General features: G+C 47.0%; 19 protein-coding genes and 1 other annotated feature. All 19 genes read right to left on the minus strand.

Annotation, left to right across the window (positions count from 1 at the left end):
* Positions 1 to 22: 22 nt before the first annotated feature.
* Positions 23 to 2,101: an elongation factor G gene (gene fusA / locus M3202_RS16610; protein WP_251224403.1), complete on the minus strand. Its 2,079-nt coding sequence runs from the start codon at positions 2,099 to 2,101 to the stop codon at positions 23 to 25.
* Positions 2,102 to 2,146: 45 nt separating this feature from the next.
* A complete protein-coding gene (gene rpsG, locus M3202_RS16615) occupies positions 2,147 to 2,617 on the minus strand; it encodes a 30S ribosomal protein S7 (protein ID WP_251224404.1) in 471 nt (156 codons plus the stop codon).
* A gap of 41 nt (positions 2,618 to 2,658) precedes the next feature.
* Positions 2,659 to 3,078 (minus strand): 30S ribosomal protein S12, encoded by a 420-nt coding sequence (rpsL, locus tag M3202_RS16620; protein WP_251195089.1) that lies wholly within the window; start codon positions 3,076 to 3,078, stop codon positions 2,659 to 2,661.
* 109 nt (positions 3,079 to 3,187) lie between these two features.
* A complete protein-coding gene (locus M3202_RS16625; RefSeq protein WP_251195090.1) occupies positions 3,188 to 3,436 on the minus strand; it encodes a 50S ribosomal protein L7ae-like protein in 249 nt (82 codons plus the stop codon).
* 92 nt (positions 3,437 to 3,528) lie between these two features.
* On the minus strand, positions 3,529 to 7,152 hold the full coding sequence (gene rpoC / locus M3202_RS16630) for a DNA-directed RNA polymerase subunit beta' (RefSeq protein ID WP_251224405.1): 3,624 nt from the start codon (positions 7,150 to 7,152) through the stop codon (positions 3,529 to 3,531).
* A gap of 121 nt (positions 7,153 to 7,273) precedes the next feature.
* Positions 7,274 to 10,807 (minus strand): DNA-directed RNA polymerase subunit beta, encoded by a 3,534-nt coding sequence (gene rpoB / locus M3202_RS16635; RefSeq protein WP_251195092.1) that lies wholly within the window; start codon positions 10,805 to 10,807, stop codon positions 7,274 to 7,276.
* A 305-nt stretch (positions 10,808 to 11,112) separates the two neighbouring features.
* On the minus strand, positions 11,113 to 11,748 hold the full coding sequence (locus M3202_RS16640) for a class I SAM-dependent methyltransferase (RefSeq protein ID WP_251224406.1): 636 nt from the start codon (positions 11,746 to 11,748) through the stop codon (positions 11,113 to 11,115).
* Between the two features lie 95 nt (positions 11,749 to 11,843).
* Positions 11,844 to 12,206 carry a 50S ribosomal protein L7/L12 gene (rplL, locus tag M3202_RS16645; RefSeq protein ID WP_251195094.1) on the minus strand — a complete coding sequence of 121 codons (363 nt, stop codon included), beginning with the start codon at positions 12,204 to 12,206 and terminating at the stop codon, positions 11,844 to 11,846.
* 88 nt (positions 12,207 to 12,294) lie between these two features.
* Positions 12,295 to 12,792 carry a 50S ribosomal protein L10 gene (gene rplJ / locus M3202_RS16650; protein ID WP_251195095.1) on the minus strand — a complete coding sequence of 166 codons (498 nt, stop codon included), beginning with the start codon at positions 12,790 to 12,792 and terminating at the stop codon, positions 12,295 to 12,297.
* Between the two features lie 35 nt (positions 12,793 to 12,827).
* Positions 12,828 to 12,964 (minus strand) — a sequence feature (ribosomal protein L10 leader region).
* 63 nt (positions 12,965 to 13,027) lie between these two features.
* Entirely contained in the window at positions 13,028 to 13,723 is a 696-nt protein-coding gene (gene rplA, locus M3202_RS16655; RefSeq protein ID WP_251195096.1) for a 50S ribosomal protein L1, read from the minus strand.
* Between the two features lie 96 nt (positions 13,724 to 13,819).
* Positions 13,820 to 14,245, minus strand: coding sequence for a 50S ribosomal protein L11 (gene rplK / locus M3202_RS16660; protein ID WP_026673483.1), 426 nt, complete (start codon positions 14,243 to 14,245; stop codon positions 13,820 to 13,822).
* 156 nt (positions 14,246 to 14,401) lie between these two features.
* Positions 14,402 to 14,935, minus strand: a complete 534-nt coding sequence (gene nusG / locus M3202_RS16665) for a transcription termination/antitermination protein NusG (protein WP_251224407.1) — start codon at positions 14,933 to 14,935, stop codon at positions 14,402 to 14,404.
* 95 nt (positions 14,936 to 15,030) lie between these two features.
* Entirely contained in the window at positions 15,031 to 15,225 is a 195-nt protein-coding gene (gene secE / locus M3202_RS16670; RefSeq protein WP_251224408.1) for a preprotein translocase subunit SecE, read from the minus strand.
* A 216-nt stretch (positions 15,226 to 15,441) separates the two neighbouring features.
* Positions 15,442 to 15,705 (minus strand): 50S ribosomal protein L33, encoded by a 264-nt coding sequence (gene rpmG, locus M3202_RS22725; protein ID WP_390188860.1) that lies wholly within the window; start codon positions 15,703 to 15,705, stop codon positions 15,442 to 15,444.
* A gap of 18 nt (positions 15,706 to 15,723) precedes the next feature.
* On the minus strand, positions 15,724 to 16,380 hold the full coding sequence (gene sigH, locus M3202_RS16680; protein WP_251195100.1) for an RNA polymerase sporulation sigma factor SigH: 657 nt from the start codon (positions 16,378 to 16,380) through the stop codon (positions 15,724 to 15,726).
* Between the two features lie 79 nt (positions 16,381 to 16,459).
* A complete protein-coding gene (locus M3202_RS16685; RefSeq protein ID WP_251224410.1) occupies positions 16,460 to 16,969 on the minus strand; it encodes an NYN domain-containing protein in 510 nt (169 codons plus the stop codon).
* 1 nt (position 16,970) lies between these two features.
* On the minus strand, positions 16,971 to 17,720 hold the full coding sequence (gene rlmB, locus M3202_RS16690; RefSeq protein WP_251224411.1) for a 23S rRNA (guanosine(2251)-2'-O)-methyltransferase RlmB: 750 nt from the start codon (positions 17,718 to 17,720) through the stop codon (positions 16,971 to 16,973).
* On the minus strand, positions 17,717 to 18,151 hold the full coding sequence (locus M3202_RS16695; RefSeq protein ID WP_251224424.1) for a Mini-ribonuclease 3: 435 nt from the start codon (positions 18,149 to 18,151) through the stop codon (positions 17,717 to 17,719). Before M3202_RS16695 ends, rlmB begins: the two co-directional genes overlap by 4 nt.
* 2 nt (positions 18,152 to 18,153) lie before the next feature.
* Entirely contained in the window at positions 18,154 to 19,551 is a 1,398-nt protein-coding gene (gene cysS, locus M3202_RS16700; protein ID WP_251224412.1) for a cysteine--tRNA ligase, read from the minus strand.
* Positions 19,552 to 19,556 lie beyond the last annotated feature (5 nt).

Below are 19,556 nucleotides of genomic sequence, written 5' to 3' on the forward strand. Positions count from 1 at the left end.
ACGAAACAATTAGAAAGAAAAATTATTCTCCTGTTTGTTTCTTAATAATTTCTTCGGCAACACTCTTAGGCACTTCCTCGTAGTGATCGAAGAACATTGTGTATGTTCCGCGGCCTTGTGTACGAGAACGTAATGAAGTTGCATAACCGAACATTTCAGCTAATGGAACAAACGCTTTAACGATTTGAGCGTTTCCGCGAGCTTCCATACCGTCAACACGTCCACGGCGAGCTGTAACGTCACCCATTACATCACCCATGTACTCTTCAGGTACAACAACTTCAACCTTCATAAGCGGCTCAAGAAGAACTGGATTACATTTTGATTTTGCGTTTTTCACAGCCATTGATGCAGCGATCTTAAACGCCATCTCACTTGAGTCGACATCATGGTAAGAACCATCATAAAGCTTCGCTTTTACATCAATTACCGGATAACCGGCAAGCATTCCGTTTTGCAATGCTTCCTCTACACCCTGCTCAACAGAACTAATGTATTCACGAGGAACCGATCCACCGACGACTGCATTTTCGAATTCGAAGCCAGCGCCTTCTTCATTCGGGCTGAATTCAATCCAAACGTGACCGAATTGGCCGCGTCCACCAGATTGACGGACAAACTTACCTTCAACCTGTGCAGATTGGCGAATTGTTTCACGGTAAGATACTTGAGGAGCACCTACATTCGCTTCAACTTTAAACTCACGCTTCATCCGGTCAACGATAATATCAAGGTGAAGCTCACCCATACCAGAAATAATCGTTTGACCTGTTTCTTCGTTTGTTTCCGTACGGAACGTTGGATCCTCTTCAGCTAGCTTCGCTAATGCCATACCCATCTTATCTTGGTCAGCCTTTGACTTAGGCTCAACAGACAAGGAGATAACAGGCTCAGGGAATTGCATGGATTCAAGAATAACAAGATTCTTTTCATCACATAGCGTATCACCAGTTGTTGTATCTTTCAAACCAACAGCAGCCGCAATATCCCCGGCGTATACTGTTGAGATTTCCTCACGAGAGTTCGCATGCATTTGCAGAATACGACCGACGCGCTCACGCTTGTCTTTCGTCGAGTTCTTTACATAAGAACCGGAATTAAGAGTACCTGAGTAGACGCGGAAGAATGTCAGCTTACCAACGTAAGGGTCAGTCATAACCTTAAACGCAAGCGCAGAGAAAGGCGCTTCGTCGCTGGATTCACGAGTTACTTCTTCGTCAGAATCAGGCACAACTCCTTTAATCGCAGGAACATCTACAGGTGATGGAAGGTAATCAAGAACCGCATCCAGCATTAGCTGAACACCTTTGTTCTTAAATGCCGATCCACAAAGCACCGGATAAAATTCAACGTTAACCGTACCTTTACGAATAGCGGCTTTGATTTCATCCTTAGTAAGCTCTTCACCTTCTAAGTATTTCATCATTAATTCTTCATCAAGCTCAGCAACAGCTTCAACTAATGATTCGTGAAGCTCTTGAGCTTTGTCCTTGTACTCATCAGGAATTTCTCTTGCATCAGTACGTGTACCAAGGTCATCTTCATAGAAGTATGCAACCATGTCAACAAGATCAATAATTCCATCGAACTGATCTTCAGCGCCAATCGGCAATTGAATCGGATGGGCGTTTGCTTGAAGACGGTCACGAAGCGTTCCTACTGAGTAAAGAAAGTCTGCACCTGTTTTGTCCATTTTGTTAATGAAAACAATACGCGGTACACCATATGTTGTGGCTTGACGCCAAACTGTTTCAGTTTGCGGCTCAACCCCAGATTGAGCATCAAGTACTGCGACAGCTCCATCCAATACACGTAAAGAACGTTCTACTTCAACTGTAAAGTCTACGTGTCCAGGCGTATCGATGATGTTGATCCGATGACCTTTCCAAGCAGCTGTTGTCGCAGCAGATGTGATCGTGATCCCACGTTCTTGCTCCTGCTCCATCCAGTCCATTTGGGAAGCACCTTCATGCGTTTCACCAATCTTATGGATACGTCCAGTATAAAAAAGTACACGTTCAGTCGTTGTTGTTTTACCGGCATCAATGTGAGCCATGATGCCGATATTACGTGTATCTTTTAAGGAGAACTCTCTTGCCATAGGGTATTTCTCCTTCCTCTTTCGAACATTTTATTTAATAGAATCTTACCAACGATAGTGAGCAAACGCTTTGTTCGCTTCCGCCATCTTATGCGTATCTTCACGCTTCTTAACAGCTGCACCTGTGTTGTTCGCAGCATCAAGAATTTCGTTAGCTAAACGCTCTTCCATCGTTTTTTCTCCACGAAGGCGAGAGTAGTTTACTAACCAGCGAAGTCCTAATGTCGTACGACGCTCAGGCTTTACTTCGATCGGCACTTGGTAGTTTGCACCACCGACACGACGAGCTTTAACTTCAAGAACAGGCATAATGTTCTTAAGCGCTTGATCAAACACTTCCATTGGATCGTTTCCACTGCGCTCTTTCACTAGTTCAAACGCATTATATAGAATCGTTTGCGCGATACCACGCTTTCCATCAACCATAATACGGTTAATTAAACGAGTGACAAGCTTAGAATTATAAATAGGATCTGGTAATACATCGCGACGGGCGACTGGTCCTTTACGAGGCATTGTTTCCCCTCCTTTCAACATTTAAACCGAATTTTTTTAGATTACTTTTTTTCCTTTGGACGCTTCGTACCGTATTTAGAACGGCCTTGCATGCGGTTTTGAACACCCGCAGTATCAAGAGCGCCACGAACGATATGGTAACGTACCCCCGGTAAATCTTTTACACGTCCACCACGGATAAGAACGACACTGTGCTCTTGCAAGTTGTGTCCGATACCCGGAATGTAAGCTGTTACCTCAATTTGGTTCGTTAAACGAACACGCGCATATTTACGAAGAGCTGAGTTCGGCTTCTTCGGTGTCATCGTACCAACACGCGTACAAACACCGCGCTTTTGTGGAGATGAAAGATCTGTCTGCACCTTCTTGAAGCTGTTAAAGCCTTTGTTAAGTGCTGGAGAGTCAGACTTCTTCACTTTAGCGACGCGTCCTTTACGAATTAACTGATTAATTGTAGGCATGTTATTTTCCTCCTCTCTCTCAATTATTAAGACCACCGATCCTGGTGGTTCATCGCTAGGCAAAAGGAAAATTTTTGCCAGACGGCTTGCGCCGAATGGCAAAAATCGATCACTTTTTTAAAGCGACAGCAGCTGCGCTGACTTCAATGCCGCAAGCTTTTCCAAGCTTCTTCATCGAGTCAACATATACAAGTGGTATATTCTTGGTTTTCGCTAATGCTTCAACTTTGTAAATTACTCGGTACTCCGCATCAATCGCGATTATGACCTCAGAAACAATACCCTCATCAAGCGCCTTAAGCGTTTGTTTCGTACCTATAATTAGGTCATCAGCCTGTAAAACTTTTTCATAAGACATAAATCATCCTCCAAAGCAACAGGTAGTATCTTAGGCACACTTTGATATCTTATCATCCTCATATGCCACTGTCAACATCTCTTGAAATAAATTTATTCGTGAGTGAGAACCTCATCAGCAAGCGGAGCTTCTACCTCTTCCGCCGCCTGTTCATCATACTTCGAATAAATGTTCAAATCACGATAGCGCGCCATTCCCGTTCCTGCCGGGACAAGCTTACCGATGATGACATTTTCCTTCAGGCCGAGAAGCTCATCGCGCTTCCCTTTGATCGCGGCATCTGTCAACACGCGCGTCGTCTCCTGGAAGGAAGCGGCTGATAGGAATGAATCGGTTTCGAGTGATGCTTTTGTGATCCCGAGTAAAACCGGCTTGCCTGTCGCCGGACGCTTCTTCTCTAACAGCACTTTCTTGTTTTCATCATTAAACTGTTGAATTTCGATAAGGGAACCTGGAAGCACGGTTGTTTCACCGGCATCGACAACACGAACTTTACGAAGCATCTGTCTAACCATAACTTCAACGTGCTTATCGCCAATTTCTACCCCTTGCATCCGGTATACTTTCTGCACTTCACGCAGCAAGTACTCCTGAACATCGTTCATTCCTTTAACCTTCAACAATTCTTTCGGATCAATTGAACCTTCTGTAAGCGGCTGCCCGGACTCGATGATGTCACCGACAGCAACTTTGAGCCGCGCCCCATATGGAATCGTATAGTTCTTCGTCTCCATTTCACTTTTAATCGTGACTTCGCGCTTATCGCCATCTTTAAAGTCGATAACTTCACCGTCAATTTCCGAGATGACTGCCTGCCCTTTCGGATTACGCGCTTCAAAAATCTCCTGAATACGCGGTAAACCTTGGGTAATATCATCCCCGGCTACCCCACCGGTATGGAACGTACGCATTGTAAGCTGTGTACCCGGCTCCCCGATCGATTGGGCAGCGATAATACCAACTGCTTCCCCAACTTCGACGTCGCTTCCTGTCGCCAGGTTACGACCGTAGCACTTCTTACAAACGCCGTGACGCGTGTCGCATGTAAAGACGGAACGAATCATCACTTCTTCAATACCCGCATCCACAATCTGCTTCGCGATATCCTCAACGATCAGCTCATTCTTTCGAATTAAGACTTCTCCTGTTTCCGGATGCTTGAGCGTCTTAAAGGCAACACGCCCGACAAGACGGTCGTACAAGCCTTCAATCACTTCATTACCTTCCTTGATCGCTTTCACTTCTAATCCGCGGTCTGTGCCACAGTCATCTTCACGAACGATGACATCCTGGGCCACATCGACAAGACGGCGAGTCAGATAACCTGAATCGGCTGTCTTCAGGGCTGTATCAGCAAGACCTTTCCGCGCACCATGCGTCGAAATAAAGTACTCCAATACAGTTAGCCCTTCACGGAAGCTTGATTTGATCGGAAGCTCGATAATCCGGCCTGACGGGTTGGCCATCAAGCCGCGCATTCCGGCAAGCTGAGTGAAGTTCGAGGCGTTACCACGAGCTCCGGAATCACTCATCATAAAGATCGGGTTGCTTGTATCAAGCGTACCCATCAGCTTATTCTGAATGACATCCTTCGCTTCACTCCAGACAGAAATGACGCGATCATAACGCTCTTCTTCCGTGATCAAACCACGTCTGAATTGCTTGAGAATCTTTTCGACCTTCTGTTCTGCCTCTTCTAAAATTTCCTTTTTCTCGGCAAGAACGACAATGTCGGCTACCCCAACGGTAATACCCGCTTTCGTCGAGTATTTAAAGCCAAGGTCCTTCATTCGGTCAAGCATTTTTGATGTTTCTGCAATCGCGAATTTCTTAAATACTTCCGCAATAATATTACCGAGGAAGCCCTTCTTAAATGGCGGAACGAGCTCACTATTTGCAAAGTGCTCCTTCACATTAGCTGAGCTTGAAATAAGATATTTATCCGGCGTTGCAATTTCCAGGTTCGACATTGTCGGCTCATTCATATAAGGGAATGACTCCGGCAAGATCTCATTAAAAATTAGCTTCCCGACAGTTGTAAGCAGCAGCTTATCTGTCTGATCCTCACGGAACGTTGTCTTTCCAAGGGAGGCTACCGGAATCGCAACACGGCTGTGCAAATGCACATATCCGTTCTGATATGCAATCAATGCTTCATTTGTATCTTTAAAGATCGATCCTTCACCAAGCGCGCCTTTACGCTCAAGCGTTAAGTAGTAGTTACCAAGAACCATATCCTGAGACGGGGTAACAACCGGCTTTCCGTCCTTCGGATTCAAAATGTTCTGCGCGGCAAGCATTAAAATCCGTGCTTCGGCTTGCGCTTCAGCTGAAAGCGGAACGTGGACGGCCATTTGGTCACCGTCAAAGTCCGCATTGTATGCTGTACATACGAGTGGATGCAGCTTGATCGCGCGCCCTTCGACAAGGATTGGTTCAAACGCCTGAATACCGAGTCTGTGCAGCGTAGGGGCACGGTTTAACAGCACCGGATGCTCGCGGATGACTTCCTCAAGCACATCCCACACTTCCGGCTGAATCCGTTCGACCTTGCGTTTTGCGCTCTTGATGTTATGCGCAAGCCCTTTGCTGACAAGCTCCTTCATCACAAATGGCTTGAACAGCTCTAACGCCATTTCTTTCGGCAGGCCGCACTGATACATCTTCAAGTTCGGCCCTACAACGATAACGGAACGACCTGAATAGTCAACACGCTTCCCTAGCAGGTTTTGACGGAAGCGACCTTGCTTCCCTTTCAGCATATGGGAAAGTGATTTTAACGGACGGTTCCCCGGCCCCGTTACAGGACGGCCGCGGCGACCGTTATCAATCAACGCATCGACAGCCTCCTGAAGCATACGCTTCTCATTTTGAACGATAATGTTAGGCGCTCCTAAATCAAGCAGACGCTTCAGACGGTTGTTCCGGTTAATCACACGACGGTATAAATCATTTAAGTCAGATGTAGCAAAACGTCCCCCGTCAAGCTGAACCATCGGGCGAAGCTCAGGTGGAATGACAGGAAGAACATCTAAGACCATCCAGGATGGTTCATTGCCGGAGTTCCGGAAAGCTTCCAACACTTCAAGACGCTTGATCGCCCGTGTCCGACGCTGTCCTTGAGCGGTAATAAGCTCTTCCTTCAGCAGGCCGACTTCCTTTTCAAGATCGATATCAGCGAGCAGCTTGCGAATCGCCTCCGCCCCCATTTGGGCTGTGAAAGAGCGACCGTACTTATCACGATACGTCCGGAATTCCTTCTCGGAAAGCAGCTGTTTCTTCTCTAATGGCGTATCGCCGGGATCTGTGACGACGTAAGAAGCAAAGTAAATAATTTCTTCTAACGAACGAGGCGACATATCAAGCACTAGACCCATCCGGCTAGGGATGCCTTTGAAGTACCAAATATGCGAGACAGGTGCGGCAAGCTCGATATGACCCATACGTTCACGACGAACCTTGGCACGTGTCACTTCAACGCCACAGCGGTCACAGACGACCCCTTTATAGCGGACGCGCTTGTATTTACCGCAATGGCACTCCCAGTCCTTTTGCGGTCCAAAAATACGCTCGCAGAAAAGACCATCCTTTTCCGGCTTTAATGTACGGTAGTTAATGGTTTCAGGCTTTTTAACTTCCCCTCTTGACCAAGAACGAATTTTGTTCGGTGAAGCGAGGCCGATTTTCATATATTCAAAGTTATTTACATCTAACAAGGGGCTTACCTCCCTTTTGTTTTCCATGACTTATTCAACCAAGTAATGTCTGTAACGATCCAAGAGGACAGAAAGCTGGAGGGAACCAGCTTACACCAGCTCCCAACCGCTTCATTTCGAGCTATACTTTTGATTCGAAGTTAAGATTCAGCTTTTCGCTCGTCTGATCCTCTTCGTCATCAAGCTCCCTCATTTCAATTTCTTCTTCATTGCTCGATAGCATCTTCACGTCCATGCCAAGCGATTGAAGCTCCTTAATCAGAACCTTAAACGATTCCGGCACTCCAGGCTCAGGCACATTTTCCCCTTTGACGATCGCTTCGTATGTTTTCACACGTCCGACGACATCATCGGATTTAACGGTAAGAATTTCCTGCAACGTATAAGCCGCGCCGTATGCTTCGAGCGCCCATACTTCCATTTCTCCAAAACGCTGTCCGCCAAACTGAGCCTTTCCGCCCAGCGGCTGCTGCGTAACAAGAGAGTAAGGTCCCGTCGAACGGGCATGGAGCTTATCATCGACCATGTGGGCAAGCTTGATCATATACATGATCCCGACCGATACACGATTATCAAACGGCTCACCTGTCCGTCCGTCGTAAAGCACCGTTTTCCCGTCACGGGCAAGACCGGCTTCTTCAAGCGTATCCCACACATCATCCTCAGTCGCTCCGTCAAAAACTGGAGAAGCAACGTGAATGCCCAGCTTACGCGCCGCCATTCCGAGGTGAAGCTCAAGCACCTGACCGATGTTCATCCGCGAAGGTACCCCAAGCGGGTTCAACATGATATCGATCGGTGTTCCGTCTGGGAGATAAGGCATATCCTCTTCCGGAAGAATACGGGAGATAACCCCTTTGTTTCCGTGACGACCGGCCATTTTATCGCCTTCATGAATTTTACGCTTCTGAACAATATAGACACGGACTAGCTGATTGACACCCGGAGGAAGCTCGTCGCCATCCTCCCGGTTGAAGATCTTAACATCAAGAACAATTCCGTCCCCGCCGTGAGGGGCACGCAATGACGTATCACGAACCTCGCGCGCTTTCTCACCGAAAATCGCATGGAGCAACCGCTCTTCAGCCGTAAGCTCCGTCACTCCTTTAGGCGTTACTTTACCGACGAGGATGTCACCATCCTTCACTTCGGCCCCGACGCGGATAATGCCGCGTTCATCAAGGTTTTTCAGCGCATCTTCCCCAACGTTCGGGATGTCACGCGTAATCTCTTCAGGCCCAAGCTTTGTATCACGGGCTTCTGATTCATATTCTTCAATATGAACCGATGTATACACATCGTCTTTCACAAGACGCTCGCTTAAAATAATCGCATCCTCATAGTTATATCCATCCCAAGTCATGAAGCCGACAAGGACATTCCGTCCAAGCGCCATTTCGCCTTTTTCCATCGAAGGGCCGTCAGCGAGAATTTCACGCTTCTCGACTACGTCACCTTCAGAGACGATCGGACGCTGGTTGTAGCTTGTTCCCTGGTTTGAGCGGACGAACTTTTGCAGGCGGTACTTGTCAAGATCACCCTTGACTTCCTTGCCATCGACTTCTTCAAGACGACGGACCCAAATTTCCTTCGCTGTTACACGTTCAACGATACCTTTCGTCTTTGAGACAATCGCCGCACCCGAATCCTTCGCTGACACGTGCTCCATCCCCGTCCCGACGATCGGCGCTTCCGGCACAAGCAATGGAACTGCCTGACGCTGCATGTTCGCCCCCATCAGTGCACGGTTCGAGTCATCGTTTTCCAAGAAAGGAATACATGATGTCGCAGCTGATACGACCTGCTTCGGTGATACATCCATGTAATCAAGACGCTCACGTGGCACGACCGTGTTTTCTCCCCGGAAACGGGCAATAATATTCTCATCGACAAACGATCCATCTTCAGCAAGACGGGCATTCGCCTGAGCGACAACATAGTTGTCCTCTTCATCCGCTGTTAAATAATCGATTTGTGAAGTCACCTTCCCTGTATCAGGGTCAACACGGCGATACGGTGTTTCCATAAAGCCGAATTCATTGACCTTCGCATAGGAAGAAAGCGAGTTAATCAGCCCGATGTTCGGACCTTCCGGCGTTTCAATCGGACACATCCGCCCGTAGTGGGAGTAATGAACGTCACGAACTTCAAATCCGGCACGCTCTCTCGTTAAACCACCCGGTCCAAGCGCCGAAAGACGGCGTTTATGCGTCAATTCAGCTAATGGGTTCGTCTGGTCCATAAATTGCGAGAGCTGTGAGCTGCCAAAAAACTCTTTAATGGAGGCAATCACTGGACGAATATTAATCAACGCTTGCGGCGTAATCATATTAGGGTCCTGAATTGACATCCGTTCACGCACGACGCGCTCCATCCGCGATAAGCCGATACGGAACTGATTTTGTAAAAGCTCACCGACAGAACGAAGACGGCGATTGCCGAGGTGATCAATATCATCTGTATCACCAACACCGTGCAGCAAATTGAAGAAATAGTTAATAGAAGCAATGATATCAGCCGGTGTAATATGCTTTACATCGCGCTCGACCATTGCGTTTCCAATAACGCGGATCGTTTTTTCCCCGTCGTGGTCCTCCGGCGAATAAATAAGGATCGATTGCAATTCAATTTCGGCATCCTCGACAACGCCGCCTGAAGCACGGACATGTCTGAAGCCGACATTGTTTTCAAGATAAGGCAAAATGCGATCCAATGTCCGGCGGTCAAGAAGAGTTCCCTCTTCGGCAATCACTTCTCCCGTTTCCGGATCTACTAATGTTTCAGCTAAGCGCTGGTTAAACAAACGGTTTTTTATATGAAGTTTCTTATTAATCTTATAGCGACCCACATTGGCTAAATCATAGCGCTTCGGATCAAAAAAGCGTGATTCCAACAGGCTTTTCGCATTGTCAACGGTAGGCGGCTCCCCGGGACGAAGACGCTCGTAAATTTCCAAAAGCGCTTTTTCCGTACCGTCCGTATTATCCTTTTCAAGCGAATTACGAAGGTACTCATCTTCTCCGAGTAAATCAATGATCTCTTGATCAGATCCAAAACCTAACGCACGCAAAAGAACCGTCACAGGGATTTTTCTGGTGCGGTCTATACGAACATAAACGATATCTTTGGCATCTGTCTCAAGCTCCAGCCATGCCCCGCGATTCGGGATGACCGTAGCCGTAAAGCCTTTTTTACCGTTTTTATCCGTTTTTTCACTGTAATAGACACTAGGTGAACGAACAAGCTGAGAAACAATTACACGCTCGGCTCCATTGATCACAAACGTTCCTGTCTCTGTCATCAATGGGAAATCTCCCATGAAGACCTCTTGCTCTTTTACTTCCCCAGTTTCCTTGTTAATGAGACGAACCTTAACCCGAAGTGGCGCTGCATAGGTCACATCGCGTTCCTTTGATTCATCAACCGGGTACTTTGGCTCTCCTAGACTATAGTCTATAAACTCTAAAACCAAGTTCCCCGTGAAATCTTGGATTGGAGAAATATCCTGGAACATTTCTCTCAGGCCCTCATCAAGAAACCATTGGTAGGAGGCTGTTTGAATTTCAATTAAATTCGGCAGCTCCAACACTTCATTAATTCTTGCATAGCTTCTCCGCTGGCGGTGGCGTCCATACTGAACTAGTTGACCTGTCAACTGATTCACCCCTCAAATCTCGCGTTATAGTATCTAAAAATGCATCACCCCCGCCCCTCGTCACGAGGCACAAGACTAGATGACGCACCTTTATAGATTGAGCAAAACCTTTAAAACCGTGCAAGGCAGCAGAAGAATGTCGTAACTTTCTATCTAACCACCAAAAAGAAAACGGGTTTTCGGTAACCAATTTTCTTATTCGACCATTCGATTATTTCAGTATAACCACTTTTCCACACCATTATTCAACAATTCCCACTTGACATTTGCCAAAATGGCGTTCTAAAAATAGGTAGTTATACGCATTAAATAACAATACCACAAAAGCAAGGCTCGGTCAAACTTTTTTTTGCTTTTATAATAAAGTAACCTTTTTTCTTCTCAACGACGTCTACTTGGGCAAAGAGAGTCTCTAATTTTTCTAGCGCCGATGGAGCCCCCTGCTTTTTTTGAATAACCACCCATAATTCACCGCCCGGTTGCAGATGCTGAAGCGCCTGCTCGAAAATAAGATGAACGATTTTCTTGCCAGCCCGGATTGGCGGATTCGTAACGATCGCAGCAAAGTCCCGCTTTTCCACCCGGCTAAAGCCATCGCTTTCGTAAACGAGGCAGTTGGCAATCCGGTTTTCCTCACCGTTTTTTTTCGCCAACGCAAGTGCTCTCTCATTCACATCAATCATATGAACCATTCGGCTTTCATCTTCTTTGGCAAGCGTCAAACCGATCGGCCCATACCCGCAGCCGACATCGAGAAGATCTCCAGCCTGCTCCGGAAAGGAAAATGTCTCTATTAACAGCTTACTGCCAAAGTCAACTTCTCGTTTCGAGAACACTCCACTGTCCGAGGCGAAATGCAGCTTATGGCCGCGAAGCTCAAAGCTCCACTTTCGTTCCGCGCTTTCGACAGAAGGGTTTTTTGCGTAATAATGTTCCGACATCCTTCCTTACTCCTTTCTAAATAAGAAAAACGCCACAGGCGTCTTTTCTGTGAAAAAAAGGACCCGCCTGCTGCGAGCCCTTTTCCCACTATCAATTACTTAAGTTCAACAGAAGCGCCTGCTTCTTCAAGCTTAGCTTTCATTTCTTCAGCTTCTTCTTTCGCTACGCCTTCTTTAATTGGAGCTGGAGCACCGTCAACAAGTGCTTTTGCTTCCTTAAGACCAAGGCCAGTGATTTCACGTACAGCCTTGATAACGTTGATTTTAGATCCGCCAGCAGATTCTAAAATAACGTCGAATTCAGATTGCTCAGCACCGCCAGCGTCTCCGCCGCCTGCAGCTACAGCAACTGGAGCAGCAGCTGTTACTCCGAATTCTTCTTCGATTGCCTTAACAAGGTCATTTAGTTCTAAAACTGTCATTTCTTTAATCGCTTCAATGATTTGATCTTTACTCATGATAAATCCTCCCTATTTCGTTTTTTTAAAGTATCTTACTAGCTCACGTATCTGAAACCCAGCGTAGTGCCGGGCGGGTCAACATACATTAAGCGCCTTGCTCTTCCTTCTGATCCGCAACGGCTTTTGTCGCCAATGCAAAGTTGCGCATTGGAGCTTGAAGCACGCTGAGAAGCATAGATAGAAGTCCTTCGCGTGATGGTAGCTCAGCAAGAGCCTTGATTTCTTCCACGCTTGTGATGCGGCCTTCGATGACACCAGCTTTGATTTCAAGAGCTTCGTGTTCTTTTGCAAAGCTGTTAAGAACCTTCGCAGGAGCAACAACATCTTCATCGCTAAATGCGATTGCAGTTGGACCAACAAGCTGTGCATCCAGCTCAGAAAGGTTTGCCTCAGCTGTTGCGCGGCGCGCAAGTGTGTTCTTGTATACCTTGAACTCGACTCCAGCCTCACGAAGCTGCTTACGAAGCTCAGTTACTTCTGCAACATTCAGTCCGCGGTAATCGACAACAATCGTCGCTTTGCTTGCATTAAGCTTTGCAGCGATATCAGCTACAACCTGTTTTTTCTGTTCTAATACGCTCATCCTTACACCTCCCATAGTTTTATCCATACCGTCCGAAAAGCATGTAAAAAGCCCTCATGCAGACATGAGGGCAGACAAACACAGAGTTGTTCTTCTGTATCTATTGCTTACCTCGGTAGGAAGTTTAAGCGGTGTACGCCCCTACTGTCTACGGTATGACATTTTATTTTGATGTACCCGTATCAGGCACTCTTAAGAGTATATACAGGGTACAGGAAAAAGTCAATCGTTTGTTTTATTTGGCAAATGCAGATGCATTGACGCGAATACCAGGCCCCATTGTTGAAGCAATCGCAACGTTTTTCATGTACGTTCCTTTTGCTGCAGCAGGCTTCACCTTCACAAGCGTCTCAATGATCGTTTTCAAGTTTTCAGCAAGCTTCGCTGATTCAAATGAAACTTTACCAATCGGCACGTGGATGTTACCGGCTTTATCAACACGGTACTCTACTTTACCAGCCTTGATTTCATTGACAGCCTTCTCTACGTCGAAGGTAACTGTTCCTGTTTTCGGGTTTGGCATTAAGCCTTTCGGTCCGAGTACCCGGCCGAGCTTACCAACTTGAGCCATCATATCAGGAGTCGCAACGATCACATCAAACTCGAACCAACCTTGGTTGATTTTGTTAATAAGATCTTCTTCTCCTACATAATCAGCGCCAGCCGCTTCAGCTTCCTTCGCTTTATCGCCTTTCGCAAATACAAGCACACGTTGTGTTTTACCAGTTCCGTTAGGCAGAACAACAGCGCCACGAATTTGTTGATCGGCTTTCTTAGGGTCAACCCCAAGGCGAACAGCCACTTCGACTGTTTCGTCAAATTTAGCTGTAGCTGTTTTCTTCACTAACTCAATTGCTTCTTCAACTTGATAAACCGTATCGCGGTCAACAAGCTTAAGAGCTTCTTGATACTTTTTACCTTTTTTAGCCATGCTATTTCCTCCTCGATTGTGGTTTTAGCGGTAGTACCTCCCACTTATGAAAGGTTGCGACCTTAGATCAGGTTGCAACCTCCAAGAAACTTACAATTAGTCTTCAATCACGATACCCATGCTGCGAGCAGTACCTTCCACCATACGCATAGCAGATTCAACATTCGCTGCGTTTAGATCAGGCATCTTCGTTTCAGCAATCTCGCGCACCTTATCACGCTTTACTGTCGCAACTTTATTGCGGTTCGGTTCACCAGAACCTGACTCGATTCCAGCAGCCTTCTTAAGAAGAACAGCAGCCGGCGGAGTTTTCGTGATGAATGTAAACGAACGGTCTTCAAATACCGTAATTTCTACCGGGATGATAAGACCCGCTTGGTCTGAAGTACGAGCGTTAAATTCCTTACAGAAACCCATGATATTCACACCTGCTTGACCTAATGCAGGACCTACCGGTGGCGCCGGGTTTGCTTTCCCAGCAGGAATTTGCAACTTAACCATTTTAATTACCTTTTTAGCCACGTGACACACCTCCTTAGTCCGTGATGTGGTTATCGGACGTTCGTCGCCCTCCCACTCAAAAAACGGATGCACTCATGCACCCGATGGCTCATGTAATGAAACCATATCAAACATGAAGATTTTATCACCTTCGCTGTCAGATATCAAGTTATTTCGCTAAATCTTTTCAACTTGGTTAAAATCAAGCTCCACTGGAGTCTCACGGCCAAACATGTTGACGTGCACTTTCAGCTTCTGCTTGTCCATTTGAATTTCCTCAATTGAGCCGACAAAATTAGCGAACGGCCCTTCCTTCACTTTGACCGATTCTTTCAGCTCAAAGTCAACATCAGCTTTTGGCTGTTCAACGCCCATCTGCTTCAGAATCGCTTCCACTTCCTCTTCCAGCAGTGGTGTCGGTTTGGAACCGGCGCCGGCAGAACCGACAAATCCAGTTACCCCCGGCGTGTTCCGAACCACATACCAAGAGTCATCCGTCATCACCATTTCGACAATGACATACCCTGGAAAAACTTTCTTTGAAACCGTTTTTGATTTCCCGTTCTTCACTTCCGTCTCTTCTTCCACCGGGACGAGGACACGGAAGATCTTATCGGTCATTTCCATTGATTCCAGACGCTTTTCCAAGTTTGTCTTCACCTTATTTTCATAGCCTGAATACGTGTGAACCACATACCAATTTTTTTCCATGTTATCTAGGACGGTGTTGTCCTTCCCTCCTCTGTGCTATAAGAAAACCGCAAAGCGGCTTTTCAAAGTTACTCAACCAAGCTTACGCTTAGACATTATCCGAGCAGGACACGAACAAGTTCAGAAATCCCATAATCAACAATTGCGAAGAAAACCGAAATAAACGCTACCGTACCGATAACAACCAAAGTATAACGAGTCAGTTCCTTGCGCGTAGGCCAAGACACTCGTTTCATTTCCTGAACGACATCACGAAAAAACTTTCCAATACCTTTCACTCCGCCAGCCACGGCTTGACACCTCCAGCACCAATCAATATAGACAAACAAGCTCTTATCTATTCGAAATCAGCATTTGTTTTTTAGTTTTTGACAAAAAGCAGCTTCACACGCAACATGTCCAAGGTTTAAAACCGTTCAATGAGAAAGCAGCTCATTGAACGGTCCGATCATTTTCCGAAAGACCATTACCGGTTATATGCTTGCGAACCGGACATTCCCGCCCGATCACTTTGTTTCACGATGAAGGGTGTGTTCTTGACAGCTCTTGCAGAACTTTTTCACTTCGATACGGGCGGGGTTGGATTGCTTATTCTTTTCGGTTGAATAATTACGTGAATGACAAATCTCACAAGCCAGTACCACCTTACTCCGCATCATACACCTCCAACGATTCATCAAATACACACACTCTTTCACTCTATCACAGGGGAAGAAGGGTGTCAATTGTCCCAAAATCAGCAAACAGGAAAAAGCGGCATCTATCATCATCTTTAGACGCCGCTTTTGTTACGTTAAGGAAACCCCTTTAAGCTCTACATAACGCTCGAGTTTCCGCTTTACCCGCTGCAAGGCATTATCAATCGATTTGACGTGGCGATTCAAGTCCACCGAAATCTCCTGATACGACCGGCCATCGAGGTATAAGGTGAGTACTTGTCGCTCCAGATCGCTAAGAAGTTCACCCATTTTCAATTCAATATCTTCAAATTCTTCCTGATTGATCAACAGCTCTTCTGGATTGGTGACGCGTGTTCCGCAAATGACATCTAGCAGGGTCCGATCCGACTCTTCATCATACAATGGCTTGTCCAATGAGACATATGAGTTTAACGGAATATGCTTCTGTCGCGTCGCCGTCTTAATGGCCGTAATGATTTGCCGCGTAATACACAATTCAGCAAATGCTTTAAAAGAAGACAGTTTATCCCCGTTAAAATCACGGACAGCTTTATACAGGCCGATCATTCCTTCTTGAACAATATCTTCATGGTCAGCCCCTATTAAAAAATAAGACCTAGCTTTGGCACGAACGAAATTCTTGTATTTGTTAATTAAAAATTCAAGCGCGGCGCTGTCCCCATTTCTTACAAACATGACCAAATCGTCGTCATTCACTTTGTCATAACTCGGCTTAAATACGGTTTCTTGAAGGTCTATGCTCACGACAATCCCTCCGACCTTTGCTGTTGTCTCCATTATACGAACATTATATAGCACAGTTTTCCAGCAGGTCAACCACACATCAGCGCTCTCGACGCCATCTTTCAAAAATTTCAGCCATTTCATCCGAAAGCGGAATTTTTGTCGAACGCTGCTTTTTTCGCGTTTTTTCGACTTCCTTGTCAATCCCTTTTTCAATGACTTCCATCTCAATCAGCAGCTCTCTCGCCGACTTCCGCAAAGCCCCGCTTCCAAATGTCAACGACTGCTCCATGAAGTCTGAGGTGGCGACATGAATTCGTGTATCAATTCTTTTCAAGTCATGGACGAGCTTTTCGATCCGTTCATCTGCCGTTTCATTTTTCCTTGTGTAGATCACATCAATACGGTGATGATATTCCTTTTTCCCGCTCCCTTGCACCATGTGCGCATCAAACACGACTTTCACCTGGTGGCCGGTGTAAGCCTGATATTCAGCCAGCATTTCCACAAGGCGGTCCCGCGCCAGACCGAGATCCTTATCCTTCAAAGCGCGCAGCTCCGGCCATGCCCCGATCATGTTGTAGCCGTCCACGAGCAGAATGTCTTTCATGCTAGGATCGACCCACTTGGTTGCGTCTCCGGTACACTTCATACATCAGCAGGCTTGCTGCCACAGAAGCATTTAAAGATGTTACATGACCGACCATTGGAATCCTGATCAAAAAATCACATTTTTCCTTGATCAGCCGGCTGATGCCTTTGCCCTCACTTCCAATCACAAGTCCAATCGGCATATCGAAAGCCGCCTGGCGATAATCTTCGGTTCCCTTGGCATCCGTGCCTGCAAACCATAACCCCCGCTTCTTTAACTCCTCCATCGTCCGCGCCAAATTCGTTACGCGCGCAACCGGCACATATTCAATTGCTCCTGTTGAAGCTTTGGCGACAACCTGCGTCAACCCCACAGCCCGCCGCTTCGGGATGATTACCCCATGAGCCCCGGCTGCATCCGCCGTCCGGAGAATCGACCCTAAATTGTGAGGGTCCTCGACTTCATCCAATAAGAGAAAAAACGGCTCTTCTCCTTTCTTCTCCGCCGCGGCAAACAAGTCATCAATTTCGGCGTATTCATAGGCGGCAACCGAGGCGACAACGCCCTGGTGATTGTCGCTGTCCACAAGCTGCTGCAGCTTTTTCTTTGGCGCATGCTGCACGAGGACGCCGCGCTCCTTAGCGAGCTGCAGCACCTTTGTCATCTGCCCCTTCTGCGAACCTTCCGCCAGCCAAATTTTATTAATCGCATGGCCCGACTTGAGTGCCTCAATCACGGGGTTTTTTCCAATGATAAATTCTTGCGTCATCGAGGTGCTCCTTTCTCATCTTCTGATTCTTGTTCAATGATCGCCACTGCTTTTTTCACCAGTTCATCAAGCCGGCTCTGTCTGTCACATACATATAAATAGCCGAGCAGCGCCTCAAACCCGGTGGAATAGCGATACGTGTTCAGGTCGGTATTCTTTGGAATCGAGCCTGACTTTGCATTGCGGCCCCGCTTAAAGACCGCTTCTTCCTCTTCCGAGAATTCCTCCTGCTCAAGCAGGCGGCGCACGACCACGGCCTGCGCCTTCGCCGAGACAAAGCGCGTCGCCTCCAGGTGAAGACGCTGCGGGCGCACGGTCCCTTTCGCGATTAAATAATAGCGGATATACATATCAAGAACCGCATCCCCCATATAGGCGAGAGCCAGGGCGTTCAGTTGCTTAAAATCGGTTGCTGTTTCAATTAATTTCATCATTACCCCCGCTTCCAGCGCACACCTTGAGCGGTATCTTCCAATACAATGCCCTGCTCCTTCAGCTGATCGCGGATTTGATCGGCCAAGGCGAAATTCCGTTGCTTGCGCGCCTCATTGCGTTGCTCGATCAAGGCTTCAATCTCGTCATCAAGCAATTCCGTATCGGTATGCAAGGTGAGTCCGAGCACATCGGCAAACTCCTGGAACTGATCAAGGAAGGCCGTCAGTACCTTGATTGATGTTTTATCCTCACGGAGATAGCGGTTGGCTTCTTTTGCTAAATCAAACAACACGGTAATTCCGTTTGCGCTGTTAAAATCATCGTCCATCTCCATAATAAAGCGCTCCTTTAATGCCTCAATCCGTTCAAGCCAATCGCCTATTTCTCCGAAATCAGCCGACTCCTCGCGGCGGTGCTCCAGGCTGGTCACGGCAGTTTTCAACCGCTCAAGACCGCTCTTGGCCCCTTCGAGCAGCTCGTCACTGAAGTTGATCGGACTACGGTAATGAGCGGTCAGCATGAAAAAGCGGACAACCTCTGCAGAATGCTGTCGAATTATTTCATTAGCCAAGACAAAATTTCCGAGCGATTTCGACATTTTTTCGTTGTTAATATTAATAAAACCGTTATGCATCCAATAATGAGCCATCGGCTTTCCAGTCAACGCCTCCGATTGAGCAATTTCATTTTCGTGATGAGGAAAAGCGAGATCCTGACCGCCGGCATGAATGTCGATCGTATCTCCCAAATATTTTTTGACCATGGCGGAGCATTCAATATGCCAGCCCGGACGTCCGTCGCCCCACGGGCTCTCCCAGGAAATTTCGCCTTCCTTTGCCGCCTTCCAGAGGACAAAATCAAGCGGATCCTCTTTGCGCTCATCAACTTCAATTCGCGCTCCCGAGCGTAAATCCTCAATCGATTGCGAGGAAAGCTTGCCGTACCCGTCAAACTTTCTCGTCCGGAAGTATACGTCGCCCCCCGCTTCGTACGCGTAGCCTTTTTCAATTAATGTCGCGATAAACGTAATGATCTCCGGGATTGTCTCCGTGACGCGCGGATGGAGATCCGCTTTCCGGACGCCAAGCGCACAGGTGTCCTGATGATAGGCCTCGATAAAGCGGTTGGCGACCGCAAAAACATCTTCACCAAGCTCATGGGCGGCGCGAATAATTTTATCATCAACATCGGTGAAATTAGAGATAAAGGTTACCTCATAGCCGCGGTATTCCAAATAACGGCGCACCATATCGTAAACGATCGGCGGACGCGCATTGCCGATGTGGATGTAATTGTAGACGGTTGGTCCGCATACATACATTTTTACCTTTCCCTCTTCAAGCGGCACGAACGGTTCTTTTTTCTTTGTTAAACTATTATAAATATGGATGGCCATCCTGC

It is taken from the genome of Halalkalibacter oceani (assembly GCF_023715605.1).
Taxonomy (GTDB): Bacteria; Bacillota; Bacilli; order Bacillales; family Bacillaceae_D; genus Halalkalibacter; species Halalkalibacter oceani.

What these genes read in the sequence shown, in the direction of transcription:
- fusA (WP_251224403.1), bottom strand. Translation starts at nt 2,101, where the DNA reads ATGGCAAGAGAGTTCTCCTTAAAAGATACACGTAATATCGGCATCATG.
- rpsG (WP_251224404.1), bottom strand. Translation starts at nt 2,617, where the DNA reads ATGCCTCGTAAAGGACCAGTCGCCCGTCGCGATGTATTACCAGATCCT.
- rpsL (WP_251195089.1), bottom strand. Translation starts at nt 3,078, where the DNA reads ATGCCTACAATTAATCAGTTAATTCGTAAAGGACGCGTCGCTAAAGTG.
- M3202_RS16625 (WP_251195090.1), bottom strand. Translation starts at nt 3,436, where the DNA reads ATGTCTTATGAAAAAGTTTTACAGGCTGATGACCTAATTATAGGTACG.
- M3202_RS16640 (WP_251224406.1), bottom strand. Translation starts at nt 11,748, where the DNA reads ATGTCGGAACATTATTACGCAAAAAACCCTTCTGTCGAAAGCGCGGAA.
- rplL (WP_251195094.1), bottom strand. Translation starts at nt 12,206, where the DNA reads ATGAGTAAAGATCAAATCATTGAAGCGATTAAAGAAATGACAGTTTTA.
- rplJ (WP_251195095.1), bottom strand. Translation starts at nt 12,792, where the DNA reads ATGAGCGTATTAGAACAGAAAAAACAGGTTGTAGCTGATATCGCTGCA.
- rplA (WP_251195096.1), bottom strand. Translation starts at nt 13,723, where the DNA reads ATGGCTAAAAAAGGTAAAAAGTATCAAGAAGCTCTTAAGCTTGTTGAC.
- nusG (WP_251224407.1), bottom strand. Translation starts at nt 14,935, where the DNA reads ATGGAAAAAAATTGGTATGTGGTTCACACGTATTCAGGCTATGAAAAT.
- rpmG (WP_390188860.1), bottom strand. Translation starts at nt 15,705, where the DNA reads ATGATGATAGATGCCGCTTTTTCCTGTTTGCTGATTTTGGGACAATTG.
- M3202_RS16685 (WP_251224410.1), bottom strand. Translation starts at nt 16,969, where the DNA reads ATGAAAGACATTCTGCTCGTGGACGGCTACAACATGATCGGGGCATGG.
- rlmB (WP_251224411.1), bottom strand. Translation starts at nt 17,720, where the DNA reads ATGACGCAAGAATTTATCATTGGAAAAAACCCCGTGATTGAGGCACTC.
- M3202_RS16695 (WP_251224424.1), bottom strand. Translation starts at nt 18,151, where the DNA reads ATGAAATTAATTGAAACAGCAACCGATTTTAAGCAACTGAACGCCCTG.
- cysS (WP_251224412.1), bottom strand. Translation starts at nt 19,551, where the DNA reads ATGGCCATCCATATTTATAATAGTTTAACAAAGAAAAAAGAACCGTTC.